This is a genomic window from Roseivirga ehrenbergii (assembly GCF_001593005.1).
In the GTDB taxonomy this organism is placed as follows: Bacteria; Bacteroidota; Bacteroidia; order Cytophagales; family Cyclobacteriaceae; genus Roseivirga; species Roseivirga ehrenbergii.
The window spans coordinates 461,933-478,006 of the sequence record NZ_LQZQ01000045.1; the positions used below are offsets into that span (position 1 = coordinate 461,933).

The following is a 16,074-nucleotide window of genomic DNA, read 5'->3' on the forward strand; positions in this document are numbered from 1 at the left end:
ATAGTATTTAGTGCTCCGTGCACAGTAGATTTTAAAAAGGCTTGCTAATTGATTTAGCAGGCCTTTTTTATCGTCATGAGAAATAGGCTTCGCGATAGTGAAAGACTATGACGCGGCAATCTGTTCTCTCTACATAACCAGTTTTTTGCTGAAAATCGAAAGTGAGACTGCTTCGCTTTAGCTAGCCTTTTGTGGTTTCTAACTACGCTTTGTGCTAGATCATAGTGAATTTAGTCTTTCTCTATTTCATTCATTCGCTTTATAGCTTCGGGCTCTCCCTTTTTCACTGCCATCCTTAAGTATTCCATTCCAGTTTCCGTTTTACCTTGATCTATAAGAAAACTTCCATAATAGAATTCTAAGAGGTCAACAGAAACTGTCTCGTGTTCAAAGGCTAGTTGAAAGTTTAATTCTGCCTTTTCTATTTCCTTTTTTGCCAAATAATACAAAGCAAAATTTCTATGCGTGTAGGCATTATCATTATTCTCCGTTTGCAAAGCTTTTTCGAGATATTTCTTACCTTCTTCTATTTGACCAATTTTGATAAAGGCATATCCTAAATTGTCATATGCAAATCCATAATCAGAATCTATTTTTAAGGCTTTTTTCAAATTTAAAACACCCTTTTCGTAATCTCCTTTTCTTAGCTGGTAGTATCCAATATTGTTATAAATACTGGCTTTTAATAATTCATCTTCCGTTAGGAATAGTGTTTTCTGCAGAGTAGAAATGGCAGAATCAAAATCGCTATTTTGGTATTCTAAGCTCGCTTGATGGAATAGGTCACTGGCATCTAACTCGGCCTTGTTGAAAAGCTTAGAGGGGGAGTTAGTTAGGAAAATAATAGCACTTTCAAATTGAAGTTTTAGCTCTTGGGGTAGTTCACTTTTCCATTCTGGGTTGTCCTGTCCAATGAGCATTGAATATGTAGCTAAACTGAACGCTAATACTTCATTTGGTATTTCGGAAACGTAGTTCCAGTTGGTTTCCCAAAACCCATCATTAAATCTTCCAGTATCCGTTAGGTTTTGCGAAAGAATAACCCCAAAGCCTAAATATACTGCTGCAATGTATAAGAACAGGTCAGTATCTTCTCCTGTGTCAAACTGTAGCTTGTTTTCTGTTAATCTAATTTTAACAAACTCATGAATGAGATTAAATACAAGTCGATTTGGCCTTTCAGATATGCTCTTGGCTATGTGTATAATGTAGAAACCTTCATTGACTTCTAATTCAGTTTCAAACGGTTTTTCTTGTATTTCAAAAGGTATACCATAAAGGTCTCGTAAATCTTCATGCAGTTTATACTTGATCATTTTAGAATTAACTCCTACCAAGTCGGAAAGATCTTCTATTAAGTTTTGGACTTTAAAATCACCAATTGAAAGGGCCTTTGGGAAGTGTTTGTCAGTAATTAAAACCTGTTCACTTTGGCTATTAGGATAGCCATAGGCTTGTATGAGCCACTTGAAATTATCCTCAACCCAATTTCTATCAGGTTCGGTTATTTGAAACTTCGTCTCTTTAGCCTTTTTATTGAATCCGAATAGCTTCATCTCATATAGTTAACCTTGATATTAAATATATGAAGTCTAGCCTTTTGGGTTACTATAATTTTGAGTAATTCGCTAAATGATGCAGCAATCTGTTCTCTATACGATAACCAGTTTTTTGCTGAAAATCGAAAGTGAGACTGCTTCGTTGCAGGCCATTGCTATCGCATGGCCTGCGTCTCGCAGTGACGTAACTAAACACTAAACACCAGAACTAACTCTTACGCTCCACTTCTCTTAAACTCTCAAGTTTCTTATTTCTTAAGAATCCTGTTACATCTTCGAAGTGTTCTTTGATTCGCTGGTTGCCAAATTCAAATACTTTAGTAGCTAAACCGTCTAAGAAATCACGGTCGTGAGAAACAAGAATTAAAGTGCCTTCAAAAGCTTTAAGCGCATCTTTTAGAATGTCTTTGGTGCGAATGTCCAAGTGGTTGGTAGGCTCATCGAGAATCAAAACATTCACAGGTTGAAGCAGTAATTTAATCATTGCCAAACGTGTACGTTCACCACCTGAAAGTACTTTTACTTTCTTTTCAATGGCATCGCCAGAAAACATAAAAGCGCCTAGAAGGTCTTTAATTTTTGTACGCACATCACCATGCGCAATTTCATCTATGGTTTGAAAAACGGTAAGGTTTTCGTCTAAGAGCGAAGCCTGATTTTGTGCAAAGTAGCCAATCATCGAATTGTGCCCCATTTGTAAGCTGCCATCAAAATCGATTTCGCCCATCATGGCTTTTACAAAAGTGGATTTTCCTTCACCGTTTTTACCAATAAAGGCCACTTTTTCGCCACGAGCGATGGTGAGTGATACATCTTTAAAAACCGTATGGTCACCATACTTTTTGGTCAGGCCATCTGCAATTACTGGGTAATTACCAGAGCGGGGGGCAGGAGGGAACTTCAAGTTTAAAGAAGAAGAATCTACTTCATCAACTTCCACAATTTCCATTTTCTCTAGCATCTTTACCCTAGACTGAACCTGCAAGGTTTTGGAATACGTACCCTTAAATCGATCTATAAACTGCTGAATTTCTGCAATTTGCTTGGCTTGATCGTCAAATTGCTTTTGCTGTTGTTCGCGTCTTTCTTTGCGTAACTCTAAGTAATGTGAATAGTTGGTTTTGTAATCGTAAATACGACCACGGGTAATTTCTATGGTTCTGTTCGTGAGGTTATCGACAAAGGCCTTGTCGTGGCTGATAACGATTACCGCCTTAGCACTGGTTTTTAAGAAATCCTCTAGCCATTGTACTGACTCAATATCTAAGTGGTTTGTAGGCTCATCAAGAAGAATAAGATCAGGTTTCTGTAAAAGGATTTTAGCCAATTCAATACGCATTCTCCATCCACCACTGAACTCGCTGGTAGAGCGGTTTAAATCGGAACGGACAAAGCCCAAGCCCATTAAGGTTTTTTCTACCTCAGCATCAAAATTGATTTCTTCAATGCTGTAGTATTTTTCGCTGAGTTCAGAAACTTGCTCAATAATCTTGCTGTAAGCATCAGATTCGTAATCGGTACGTGTTTCCAGCTGATGAGTTAAATCATCCATCTGTTTTTTCATGTTGATGATTTTTGAAAAAGCTTTAGAAGCCTCTTCAAAAACAGTACACTCGTCTTTAGTCAGTAGATGCTGTGGTAAATAGGCCACAATTGCATCTTTTGGGGCTGAGATTTTTCCTTGGGTAGGTTTACTTTCTCCAGCAATAATTTTTAGCAAAGTGGATTTTCCTGCACCGTTTTTTCCCATCAAGGCAATACGGTCATTGTCGTTTACATTAAAAGTAACATTGCTAAATAGGGTGGTGCTACTAAACTCAACACCAACAGCATCTACTGAAATCATAGGGGATCAATTTGGCCGCAAAGATATAGATTTGAAGTATTTAAGCGCCAGTAGATAGAAATATATCTATTGAAATAAGCTGCTGCGAAGTGGATTCACTATAAATGACTTAGGGGTTAAAGTGAGTCTATCTATAAGAAGTTGCGAAGAGTGATCTTTTGCATATTGAAATTCATCTTGAGTTATGCCTACTAGCTGAAGCAAATCAACTTTTCCGGAAACTAAATTAAAATGTGATGGAAAATGAATAGGTTGAGCAAGTACTATATGACTAAGGTTAGGTATAATGGAGAATGGAACTCTATGTCCATAGTCTAATGGTGGTTTTTCTCCATATCGACCAGCGGAGAGTAAAATATTAAAAGCCATAACGTTTTGTACAGCTAGGATTCCCCAATCATCATCCGTATTAGATTCGAGAATGAACTCAATACCTAGGCCAGAATATTCTTGTACATTATCTGTTTCCCATGGGTTTGACATTCCTGATGAAACATAAGCCCATGTCTTCCTTTTTGAAGTTGGCGGATACTTAATAACACCATAATTTAACCATCTAGGGTCAATCTCTTCAAGACCAAAACTAATTCTGAAAATTTCAAATGAGAGGGGGTAGATATGGTTCTCAGACTCTCCGAAAATGTCCTTATAAATAGTTTCTTCTCTTTCGTACCAAGCTTGCTCAAGGAGAGTTGTTTTCATTTTTTTGAAAATCTACTTAAGTGATTATATAACTGATTGAGATTTTATGTACCCGGAACACAGGTGTTTTTAATAAACTGATCTTTCAATACATAGGTTTTATTGTAGTCTACTGAAAATCGACTAGTGGTCATTTGACAATCAAAACTGATTTTATCTCCTTCAGCAATGAGATTAAAGTCTGCTTTGGGGAAATCTGCTAGATTGCAGGAGATAGGTCTGGAAAAATCTTCTAATCGGTTAGCAATAATAGCATTTACTTGAGACAAGGCATCTCTCATTAAACCCTCGTCTGTAAATTCTGTTTTCAAAATATCTTCAGAAACGAACTCGACATCACGCCCTACAACTTTCCCGCTGCGACTTATTCCGTCTGTTTCTAAATTAAATTCATTTCTAAAAAAAGTATGTATTACGGCCAGCTTAACAAAGGTATCTTCATCTTCGAAATTCGAGTCTTGATACGATTGTTTTAACTGACTTTGGTTTGAGGCTACCATAAAAGAATCAATAGGTAACTCTCGTTTATCGTACCAAATTTCATGTCTTTGATATTCGTAGGCCTCGAGCGTATTACCTGATGTGTTTTTTTCATTCATGCTTCTAGCGTACATATTTACTTCAGTCGCTATGTAATGAAATCCGTTTCTTTCGCGGAAAAATGGGATTTTGTAAGGCTTTTCTAGCTCCCATTTGCCTTGGTATTTATAGGAAGGATAAGAGCAGTCTGAAGGTAGATCGTCCAATTCCATAAAGGGGTTGACATAAGGGGTTTCAAAACTCCACTTTAACATTCCATCACGTGACTCTTTACTGAAAAAGTTATCTGTTTTTTGAATAGTACTTTGATAGGCAAAATAGACAGAAAGTATGCCTAGAATTAAAAGTAGGGCATAAAGTATGGTTACTTTGCGTTTGTAATTTGGATATTGACCTGCAAGCTGATCATCTTTTAATTGATTGAGCTCCTTTTCTAGGCCTAGTAATTTAAGTATTCTATCGGTATTCTGTATTGCTCTAACATACTCGCCTTCAGTGGCGCTAGAGTTGATGAGTCTGGAAAACTGCGCATCACTGTATCCTAACTTCCTTGATATTTCAGAGTTACTGGCTTTTTTAAACCGTTTTAAATCATAATCAAACTCACCATAAAGTTTGATGAGTTTTGCTACAAATTCCTGATTCTTATCTTCTGCCATTGGCTGCGTTTCTTAGATTAACATTCGTTGAAATCCGTTAAAATCCGTTAAAATAGAATATAATTCCATAAATGACATAAAAACGAAATAATATTTTGTAAGATGCAAAACGGTTGCGAGAGTTAACTACTCTATTTTAGCTAATCGTTGTCCTTCTTTGACTCAAAGGATAAAGTAAAATTTTTAAGAAACAAATAATTCTATATGATCAAGTTTTCTAAAATAGCATTCTTTTGCCTTTTGTGCATCATTAGCCAGCAAGGCTTTGCACAAATTAAGGTAACTGGAAAAATTGTTGATGATACCGGTCTATTTATGACTGGAGTATCCATTTTGGAGCAAGGAACCTTAAATGGTGTTGCTTCTGGCCCTGATGGCACATACAGCATTACTGTAAAAGATGCCAACTCAATTCTACGGTATTCATTTTTAGGTTTTAAAACCGTAACACAAACTGTAGGAAATCGAACCAATATCGATATTACACTAGAGGAAGAGGTTTCAGAACTCGAAAGTGTAGTAGTAACTGCTATTGGATTAAAAGAGAAAAAGGATAATCTCGGCTATGCCAACACCACAGTTGAGGGAGATGTAGTTTCCAAGGCAGGAGAGCCAACCCTACTGAATGGACTTTCAGGTAAAGTTTCGGGGGTGCGGATATCAAGAACTTCTGGAGACCCTGGGGCTGGTTCGTTTATTCAAATTAGGGGGCTTTCGAGTATCACACGTGATAGCCAGCCTTTAATTGTAGTGGATGGAGTTCCCATTAGTAATGACAATAGAGGTGATGGTGGTACAGGAGGAGTAAGCAATGAGTCAAGACTCAACGATATTAACCCTAATGATATTGAGAATATTTCTGTGCTAAAGGGAGCCTCTGCTGCCGCTCTTTGGGGCACAAAGGCTTTGGGTGGTGTTATTTTTATCACCACTAAAAAGGGCGACTTCAATAAAAAATTAAGCATTACTTATCGTACGAGTTATTCACTCGATAAAATTAGCCGGAAATATCCGTTGCAGACCGCATATGGTCAAGGAGATAATGGTGTCTATAACCAAGCGGCTAGAGATTCATGGGGAGATAAAATTTCTGATCGTTCAGGTGGATTAGATGAGTTTAACACCTCCGGTAGTTTTTTCGTTGGCCAAAATGGAGTGACTTACTATCCGATTATTTCAAAAAACTCCACAACCATTTATGATGATCAAAACTTTGATCAGGCTTTCCAAAATGGTCAGTTTTTAGAAAACAATATAAGTCTTACTGCTGGTAACGATAATAGTAGAATTTATTTCAGCTTAAGTGATTTAGACCAACAAGGTATAATTCAGAAAAATTCTGACTACCGAAGAACTACCGCAAGAGTAAATGCAGAGTATTTGCTTTCTCAAAATGTAAGTATAACGGCTAATACAACCTACTCAAGAACCACGTCAAACAGAATTTTGAAAGGGGCTAGTTCTTCAGGTTTTTACCTTGGATTGCTAAGAACCCCAGCCGATTTCGATCAGTCGGGTTATAGAGGTGACTATTATGCGAGTAGTACTTCGGCTCCAATTTCTAACAGACACCGCTCATACAGAGAGCCTTTAGGTGCCGATAACACCGCAGTTTATAACAATACGCTTTGGACTTTGAACGAACAGGAGAACCAAGCGAATACCGATCGTTTTATGACGAACTTTACTTTATCTGCCGACCCGCTTGATTGGTTGAACTTAACGGCTCGAGTTGGATTAGACCATTATACTGAAAAGAAGGAAGAGTTTTTCACACCGGGCTCAGCTGCTGGTGCATATAGCACAGGTTTGTTTGGTACTAATATAGCATCTAACACCATTTTCAATATGGATTACATTGCTACAGCTACCAAAACTTTCAATGAAAACTTTAACGGTTCATTGTTGGTAGGGCTGAATTATAACGCAAAAAAATTAGAGACTAGTGGAAATGAAATTACCAACTTTACTTTGTTTACAGATGTACAAAGTCCTGTAAGAGATATTGACAACGCATTCCCAGAAAACCGAATTTCTACAAGTACTTTTGGACAAGAAAAGACAGCCGCTATTTATACGTCTGCCAACTTCTCGGCATATGACATGCTTTATTTTAGTGGTTCATTAAGGGCAGAAAAGGCTTCAACTTTTGGTGATGTTTCAAATAAGCCATTTTATTTTCCATCAGCTTCATTGGCCTGGCAGTTTTCGCAGCTTGACGCTTTACAAAATGATTTGATGTCGTTTGGTAAGCTCCGTGTTTCTTACGGAGAAGTGGGAGTACAGCCAGCGCGCTACAATACTTCAAACGTATTTGTTTCACCAACATATGGCGATAGCTACGGTGGTGGTTTGGGGCTTGGTTTTTACGGTAATGGTGGTTTTGTGCCGAGTACTAACCGTGGAAATTTCAGTTTAAAACCAGAAAGAAAGAAGGAGACAGAGATAGGGATGGACCTTAGGTTTTTAAAAGACCGACTGTCATTTAGTGGTACATATTATACAAATACTACTAGTGATGTACTATTGAACTTTCCAATAGCAAATTCAAGAGGATATGATGAAATCTATGCTAATGGAGCTGAAATTAGTAACAAAGGATTAGAGTTAGACCTTGGCTATACCATCATCCAACAGCAAGATTTTATTTGGCAAGCCAATGTGATTTTTAGTAAAAATAAGAACAATGTAGAAAACTTAGCAGGAGTTCAATCTATTGAATTGGGCGGGCTTGCTGCCGTAAACTCTAGAGCAGTAGAAGGTAAGCCAATAGGTATTCTTTGGGGGTCGAGAACTTTAAGAGATGCTGAGGGTAACATTGTATATGATGATTATGGTTTCCCTGAGCAAGATCAAACCGAAGGTATTATTGGTGATCCTAATCCAGACTGGCAAGGAAGTCTAGTTACTCAAGTTTCTTACAAGAACTGGTCGCTTTCAGCGCTTTTCGAAACTTATCAGGGTGCCGATATATACGCAGGAACAAAGTCTGTACTGTCTGATTTAGGTCGTTGGGTAAGCACAGGCGATGAAGTGACAACAGACCAAAACTTGCTAGATAGCCAAGGTAACCTTATTCCTATAGGAACTACTTTTAGAGGTAATATCTACGACTTTGGTGCAGGGCCAGTAGCCTTAACAGAATCATGGTATAATGGTGATGGAGGTTATTTCAGTGGTGGCAATGACGAGCTCTATATTGAAGATGGTTCATGGACGAGGTTAAGAGAGTTGACTTTATCGTACCGCATCAAACCAGATTGGTTAAGCAAATTGGGAATCAGTTCAGCCTCTCTTTCAGCAACGGGTAGAAACCTCTTTATATGGACAAAATTTGAGGGTAACGATCCTGATACCAATTTAACTGGTGTTGGTTCTGCAAGAGGTATTGATTACTTCAACAATCCAGGCACTAAATCTTATGTGTTTACGCTTACTGCTACATTTTAATTCTCATAAAGAAGAAAACGATGAAAAAGATATACTACATAATTTTGGTTTCCCTTCTCATAGTCTCATGCGAAGACCTATTTGAAGGCGTCAATAATGACCCCAATAACCCTATAAGTGCTCCTTATGATAAAATTTTAACAGGTGCTGAAGTAGGAAACATAATTCTGCAAACGGGAGAAACTGCTAGAAGAGCAGGCATATTTGCTGGTTATTATACAGGAATAGACAGACAGCATTTAGGCTTTAGCCAGTATACAGTAACTACAAGTGATTTTGATGCCATATGGGATGACGCATTTGTAAACACTCTTCGAAATGCTAAAGTAGCAAAGCAAAGTGCGATTGATGCGGGGATTACTGGTGTAACCATTGGAATAACCCAAATTTTAGAGGCTATGGCATTTGGTACAGCCACTTCCTTATATGGCGACATACCTTTTGATGAGGCAATTTTTGAAATAGAAAATCCAGTATTTGAAGATCAAACCGCTGTGTATGGTAAAATTCAAAACTTGTTAGATGAGGCCATTACAAATCTACAATTAGGAACAGGAAGACCACCTAGTGGGTCTGATATCTACCTTGATGGCGATCCACAAAAATGGATTCAAGTAGCAAATACCTTAAAGGCTCGATATTACATGCATACGCGTGAATATCCTCAGGCTTATGCTGCTGCTCAAAATGGAATTAATGCCAGTGCCAACGGTCTTTACGGCCCACATGGTTCAGGGTTGGATGAGTCTAATTTGAGTTATCAGTTCTTTGGTGTTTATTCTCGAGCTGCCGATTTAATTGTTTCTGATTTCATGACAAGCTTGGTAGCCCCGAGTGCAGGTCTGAATCCTGATTTTGCTAATTATAGAGGTAATGCTAAGACTGATGAAACTGGCCGCTATGGTTATTATTTTCAGGTGCAAGGTGTAGGAGTACAACCAAACACAGTAGATGGGCTGGCTGCTCAAACCGCTTCGGCTGCTTTGGTTACTTATGAAGAGAACATGTTGATTTTAGCTGAAGCAGGTTTCAGGTCTAGTGGCTTTAATACTGGTTTGCAACACCTAAATGAGTTTAGGGCTTATATGGATGCGGGTGGCTATTTAACCAATGCCAATGCAAGTAATGTTCAATATGACCCATACACAGCTCTTGATTTTGCTAACGGAGGTATTGAAAATCCTGACAATCAGTCTGCTGACAATGCTTTGTTAAGAGAGATTTTACAAGAAAGGTATATAACACTGTTTGGTCAGGTAGAAGGCTTTAATGATACCAGACGAACAGAGAATGAATCCATTGTAAGGGTGCCCGTAGAGCCTAATGTAGGTGCACAGTTACCTCAACGATTTATTTATCCTCAGTCAGAAATCGATAGGAACAGTAACATTCCAAATCCGATACCTAACTTCTTTTCACCTACAAAGGTGAATCAATAACCGAACAAAAAATCTTTTCATAGATGAATTGTAATCATAGAAAACGGATATGCCAGTTGTTTTTGCTGGCTATCCTTTTACTTCCAACTTCTCTTTTCGGTCAACAAGATACGCTGAGGGTGTTATTTGTGGGCAATAGTTATACCTACTTCTGGAATTTACCGCAACTAGTAACGGCCATGGCCGAATCTCAAGGTATTCCTATAATCACCCGTCAGTCTACTGTTGGCGGAAGCACTTTAGAAGAGCATTGGAAAGAAGAGAAAGAAACTAAAACTAGAGCATTATTAGAAAGTGGTGACTGGGATTATGTTGTAATGAATAATCACAGCCTGAGTACTATTAATACTCCAGCTGACTTTGATAAGTACGGAAAACTGTTTGCAGAGCTTATCAAATCGAAAGGAGCAAAGCCAGTTTTTTATATGACTTGGGCCCGCAAAGGAGATCCTTCTATGCAGCCTACAATAACTAAAGGCTACAACGCACTTGGTAAATCAACCCAATCTAATGTAGTGCCTGTTGGAGAAATATGGAAAAAGAGCATTGGGCTAAAGCCTGAAGTTGATTTGTATTTTCCAGATGGTAGTCATCCGTCTCCAGAAGGAACTTACTTGAATGCCCTAGCTTTTTATAAGTTCTTAACCGGAAATGCTACGGCCGATATTCCACATAGATTGACCAGAATTGATAAAGACGGAGAGACCATGTATTTGGCCATTTTAATGGAAGATGTGGCGGACTATTTTCAGGATTTAGTAGATAGTTTCGAAATTAAAAATCTGCCATATGACCGATAGACGTAAATGGTTATCACTCTTATTAGGGCCTTTGGCCTTTGTGGTACTTGAAATTATCGGTGGCCCTGAAAGTATGTCGGAGAGTGCGTTTCATCTGTTGGCCATTACCATATGGATTGCGATTTGGTGGGTTACAGAAGCTATTCCAATTGCTGTAACCGCTCTTTTGCCTATTATTCTATTCCCAATTTTTAATGTGATGGACTTGTCCAGCACAACGGCTTCATTTGGTCATAAATATGTATTCCTTTATGTAGGAGGCTTTATTATAGCCATCGCCATAGAAAAATGGGGTTTACATAAGCGTATTGCATTGACCATTATCAATGCCATTGGTACCAATATGGTAAATATCATTTTGGGTTTTATGCTGGCAACAGCATTTCTGTCGATGTGGATTTCTAATACAGCTACTTCTGTAATGATGCTGCCGATTGGTATGGCCATTGTAAGCCAGCTTAACCAGAGTGAGTTGGCCGATAAGAAAGTGTCTGACATGTTTGGTAAGGCGCTCATGTTGGCAATCGCCTATAGTGCATCTATAGGAGGAATGGCCACGTTAATAGGAACCCCACCGAATTTGGTTTTGGTGGGTGTAGTTGAAGAAACATATGGTGTTGAAATATCATTCTTGAAATGGTTTAAGTTTGGTTTTCCAGTAGCGGTAGTACTTCTCATTGTTTGTTGGAAATACCTTACCAAACATGCATTTAAACTGAAGAAAGCTGAGTTTCCTGGTGGAAAGCAAGAGATAAGTCGATTGCTAAAAGAGCTAGGGAAGTTAAGTAGAGAAGAGAAATATGTTCTGGCAGTATTCGTTACCACGGCTTTCTGCTGGATAACACGTTCGTTCATTTTACAGAAGTTTATTCCTGCTATTGACGATACCATCATTGCAATAATAGCAGGTGTGGTACTTTTTATTCTGCCTTCGAGCAAAAAAGGAGAACGGATAATCAATTGGGAAGAAGCTGTAAAAATGCCTTGGGGCATTATATTACTGTTTGGAGGTGGAATGGCCTTGGCCGAAGCATTTGGAACTACAGGGCTTGCTCTATGGATTGGCTCTCAAATCACTATTGTTGATGGGGTTTCAATGATTTTAATCATTCTTATTCTTGTAGCAGCCGTCAACTTCCTGACAGAACTTACCTCAAACTTAGCAACAACCGCAATGTTATTACCTATTCTCGCACCTGTTGCTTTAGCCTTTGACATGAACCCATACATGCTGATGGTTTCGGCTACATTAGCCGCTTCTTGCGCATTTATGCTTCCCGTTGCTACTCCACCCAATGCAGTGGTTTTCGGCTCGGGTTACTTAAGAATCCCTGACATGATGAAAGCGGGTGTTTGGATGAACCTCATCTCGATTTTCTTTATCACAGCAATGATTTATTTCCTGCTGCCTTCTCTTTGGGGCATTATCCCCGATGAGTACTCTAACCTAGTAGGAAACTAAAAATTAGAATGACGAACAAATTTTAAAATTATTAACATGAAAAATATACGACTGAAAATTACCATGCTCGTTCTTTCAACATTTTTTGTTGTAATAACCGGCTGTCAGGACGATGATACGCAGATTATTTCTGATTCACTTCGTGTTTTAACAGCAACAGTTAATGAGCAAAACCTTAAGGATGAGCCTACAGGAGTTGATACTGATATTAGTTTAGAGCTAATACTCAGTCATTCACTGAATACGGCCGCTTTTGAAAGCGCTTTGTCAATTTCCTCGTCAGCAGGTGAAGTAAGCAAAAACTTTAGTTATTCCAACTCCAATTCTATAGTGACTATCACTAATACAGAAGAGCTTGACTTCGAAACCGAGTATACAATTTCTATAGCCGCTGGCGAGTACGGTGAAGATGGAAACACTTTGGATAAACCAATATCATACACTTTTACGGTAAGGGAATTTGTTCCACCTAACGTTACTTTGTCAAGAGATCTGTCGAGTATTTCTGAAGCTGGAGGTGTGGCTACCATTACAGCAACAATGAGCGAAGCAGTACCTGATGAAGTAACGGTAAATCTAGTTTTTGCAGGATCTGCTGGTGCCAATGACTATACAGCTAGTGGTACTTCAATCACGGTTCCAGGCGGGCAGCTTACAGGAACGATTACGATTACGGCAATAGATGATGCAGAAACTGAAGGTTTAGAAGATGTCATAGTTTCTATTGAAAGTGTAACCAATGCCATTGAGTCAACTCCCCAAGAGGTATCTTTTAGAATAGAAGATAACGATGCGGGCGGAAGAGGTTTTATTATTAATGAAGTCCTTTTCGATCCGGCTTCTGGTGATGCTGGTGATGCGAATGGCGATGGTACGAGAAGTGCTTCTGAAGATGAATTTATTGAGTTTATTAATGACAGTGATGTAGCGATTGACTTAAGTGGCTTTACCGTTTATGACACCGATAATTTTGCAACACTCACCCCAAGACATACTTTTCCGAATGGAACGATTGTGCCAGCACATGGTGTGTATGTGCTTTTTGGTGGAGGAACACCTTCAGGTAACTTTGGTGGAGCAGCCTTTGGTGTTTCAACTACAGGGAATCTAAACCTCAATAATGCAGCGGATAAAATTATTATCCTTGATGCTTCTGGTAACGAGTTTTTGACATTTGATACGGAAGTAGAAGGAGCTGGTATCGATTTTGGTTCTGATCAGTCTGTAACCCGTTCCCCAGATATAACCGGTGACTTTACACTACATACCACCGCTAACGCAAGCCTTATTTACTCACCAGGAACTATGGCAGACGGGTCTGCTTTCGATATGGGCGGAGGCGCTAATACAGGTTTAGGGTTGATTATTAATGAAGTATTATTCGACCCAGCTTCTGGAGATGCAGGAGACGCCAATGGAGATGGCACAAGAAGTGCTTCTGAAGATGAGTTTATCGAATTTATAAACGATAGCAACAGTTCAATTGACCTTAGCGGTTTTACATTATATGATGACGGCAATTTTGCCACACTTACTCCTCGACACACATTTCCTAACGGAACAGTAATTCCTGCCCATGGAGTTTATGTATTGTTTGGTGGAGGAGCACCAGCAGGCGATTTTGGAAATGCTCAAGTAGGCGTTTCCACTACCGGAAACATGAACCTAAATAATGCATCGGATAAGATTATTATTTTGGACGCATCTGGTAATCCATACTTGTCATGGGATTCAGCTGTGGATGGAATAGGTCTTGATTTTGGCGCTGATCAGTCGATCACTAGGTCGCCAGATATAACAGGTTCATATGTATTACATCAAACTGCTAATGGTGCACTGTCCTTCTCGCCTGGAAAGAAAGCAGACGGAACAGATTTTTGAATTGAGATAAGTAGTTCAATTAGTTAGTTCAAGTTCTGGGTTGTTTGGGTTTCATGTTGGCTTCAAACAATTCCAGAACTTAATTATAAAGTGTATATGAGAAGAATAGGAAAGTGGTTTTGTATAGTGTTATCTGTAATGGCTTTAGTGGCCTGTTCTGGTGGTGGTGAACCAACGCCAGAGGAGTTGTCGCTTTTGGCAATAAACGTAAACGGAGGGGCTTTAGTAGATGGTGCTGAAAATGTACCAACGGATGTTCAATTAGAACTTGCTTTTTCAGCGGGGTTAAATACTGCTAAATTCGAATCAGCTTTTAGTCTTACTGGAGGAACTGGAAATCCATCTTATACTATTACTTATGCCAATGCTTCATCAAAAGCTGTCGTTTCAATCAGCAACTTGGACTATAATACAAGGTATGATCTACAGCTATCGGCTGGAGTTTTAGGAAACAACGGTCAGTCGTTGCAGAATGGGCTTAATGTGTCTTTTACTACTCAGGAGGATGAAGTAATAAGAGACATGGCGCCATGTACCTCTGCTTCTCAAGATTGTTATCGCTCTGTTTCTTTGCAAGATGCCTCTCAGAATACTGGTAATTTTAAATTTTACAGTACTCACCCAATTTATCTGGAAAATGCTGAATGGGAAAAGTTGAAGTATGCCGTTATCGTAGTTCATGGAGCCAATCGTGATGCTGATAATTACTACAATTGGTTACTCAGTCCTTTAACCAATAGTGGGTTGCTGGAAAACACTATTCTTATTTCTCCTGAATTTATAAGCAATAGTGGAGCAGCCACGGATGATCTGTATTGGAATAGTGATTGGCGAGAAGGACAGAAGTCAACCAGTAATGCAAAGATTAGCTCCTTTGAGGCTATTGACGCTTTGTTAAATCGTTTATCTGATAAAACTGTATTTCCAGTTTTGGAAAAAGTAATCGTTACTGGCCATTCATCGGGTGCTCTTTTTACTCAGGTATATGGAGCCGCCAATGTAGCTGAATCTAGCTCAAATCATTTGAGCTTCGATTATGTGGTGGCAAACAGTCAATATTTTTACTATCCAGATAATCAGCGCTATAACGAACAGAATAATGAGTTCTACACGCCAACTGGATGTGGTACATATAATCACTGGCCTTTGGGTTACGCAGGTGCTCCATCATATGTAACTTCAAGAACTGAAACAGAAATTGATGCCAATTTATTAGGTAGAAGTTTTACATATTTTTTAGGTAATGGTACTGGAAGTGATTCAGCCTTAAATACTTCAGATTGTGGAGCGGTGCTGTTGGGCTCATCACGATTTAAAAGAGGAGAGCATATTTACAATTGGCTGCAAACAGAATATAGTGGCCAAAACAATTCCACCAAAGTAGTAGTGAATGGCATTGGTCATGATGGTCAAGGAATGTATCAATCAAACAGCTTTGAGAGTCTATTAGAGACATTATTCAATTGATGAATATCTAATGTTCAATATCTCTCTGTCTAATTTTCGAGTGTAATCAAAAAAGCTCTTGTAATTTCTAATTGTTGCAAGAGTTTTTTATGTCTAAATTTCTTTTAGAAGGCGAAAAGAGTATACTGCTTTATTAAGTTGTACTTTTGTATTCCTCATTACCAGAACGACTAATAACTATTCATTGCTCCATCGAGTTACGTACACATTAACCGCGTGCAAATATGAATAGAGTTAACACCATTATTTTTCAGGCTTCATCTTTTTTT

At 38.7% G+C, this 16,074-nt stretch carries 10 protein-coding genes; 6 read left to right on the forward strand and 4 right to left on the reverse strand.

The features are described from left to right. Positions 1-230 precede the first annotated feature (230 nt). The 4 genes from MB14_RS12310 to MB14_RS12325 form a co-directional block, all read right to left on the reverse strand. Positions 231-1,556: a tetratricopeptide repeat protein gene (locus tag MB14_RS12310; protein ID WP_062591986.1), complete on the reverse strand. Its 1,326-nt coding sequence runs from the start codon at positions 1,554-1,556 to the stop codon at positions 231-233. A gap of 211 nt (positions 1,557-1,767) precedes the next feature. After that, a complete protein-coding gene (locus tag MB14_RS12315) occupies positions 1,768-3,405 on the reverse strand; it encodes an ABC-F family ATP-binding cassette domain-containing protein (RefSeq protein ID WP_062591988.1) in 1,638 nt (545 codons plus the stop codon). A 66-nt stretch (positions 3,406-3,471) separates the two neighbouring features. Then, the gene (locus MB14_RS12320; protein WP_062591990.1) at positions 3,472-4,107 is read right to left on the reverse strand and encodes a suppressor of fused domain protein; all 636 of its coding nucleotides are present in this window, start codon (positions 4,105-4,107) and stop codon (positions 3,472-3,474) included. A gap of 44 nt (positions 4,108-4,151) precedes the next feature. Next, on the reverse strand, positions 4,152-5,306 hold the full coding sequence (locus MB14_RS12325; RefSeq protein WP_062591992.1) for a hypothetical protein: 1,155 nt from the start codon (positions 5,304-5,306) through the stop codon (positions 4,152-4,154). Between the two features lie 204 nt (positions 5,307-5,510). Here MB14_RS12325 and MB14_RS12330 point away from each other — a divergent pair, with 204 nt between their 5' ends. The 6 genes from MB14_RS12330 to MB14_RS12355 all read left to right on the forward strand — a co-directional run bounded on the left by MB14_RS12330 (position 5,511) and on the right by MB14_RS12355 (position 15,805). Next, positions 5,511-8,756, forward strand: coding sequence for a SusC/RagA family TonB-linked outer membrane protein (locus MB14_RS12330; RefSeq protein ID WP_062591994.1), 3,246 nt, complete (start codon positions 5,511-5,513; stop codon positions 8,754-8,756). 20 nt (positions 8,757-8,776) lie between these two features. Beyond that, on the forward strand, positions 8,777-10,195 hold the full coding sequence (locus tag MB14_RS12335; RefSeq protein ID WP_062591996.1) for a SusD/RagB family nutrient-binding outer membrane lipoprotein: 1,419 nt from the start codon (positions 8,777-8,779) through the stop codon (positions 10,193-10,195). A 23-nt stretch (positions 10,196-10,218) separates the two neighbouring features. Then, positions 10,219-10,995, forward strand: coding sequence for an SGNH/GDSL hydrolase family protein (locus MB14_RS12340; RefSeq protein WP_062591998.1), 777 nt, complete (start codon positions 10,219-10,221; stop codon positions 10,993-10,995). Continuing rightward, on the forward strand, positions 10,985-12,457 hold the full coding sequence (locus MB14_RS12345) for an SLC13 family permease (RefSeq protein WP_062592000.1): 1,473 nt from the start codon (positions 10,985-10,987) through the stop codon (positions 12,455-12,457). Before MB14_RS12340 ends, MB14_RS12345 begins: the two co-directional genes overlap by 11 nt. 36 nt (positions 12,458-12,493) lie before the next feature. Next, positions 12,494-14,338 carry a lamin tail domain-containing protein gene (locus MB14_RS12350; RefSeq protein ID WP_062592002.1) on the forward strand — a complete coding sequence of 615 codons (1,845 nt, stop codon included), beginning with the start codon at positions 12,494-12,496 and terminating at the stop codon, positions 14,336-14,338. Positions 14,339-14,434: 96 nt separating this feature from the next. Next, complete coding sequence (locus MB14_RS12355) at positions 14,435-15,805, forward strand: Ig-like domain-containing domain (protein WP_084376061.1); 1,371 nt, start codon at positions 14,435-14,437, stop codon at positions 15,803-15,805. Positions 15,806-16,074 lie beyond the last annotated feature (269 nt).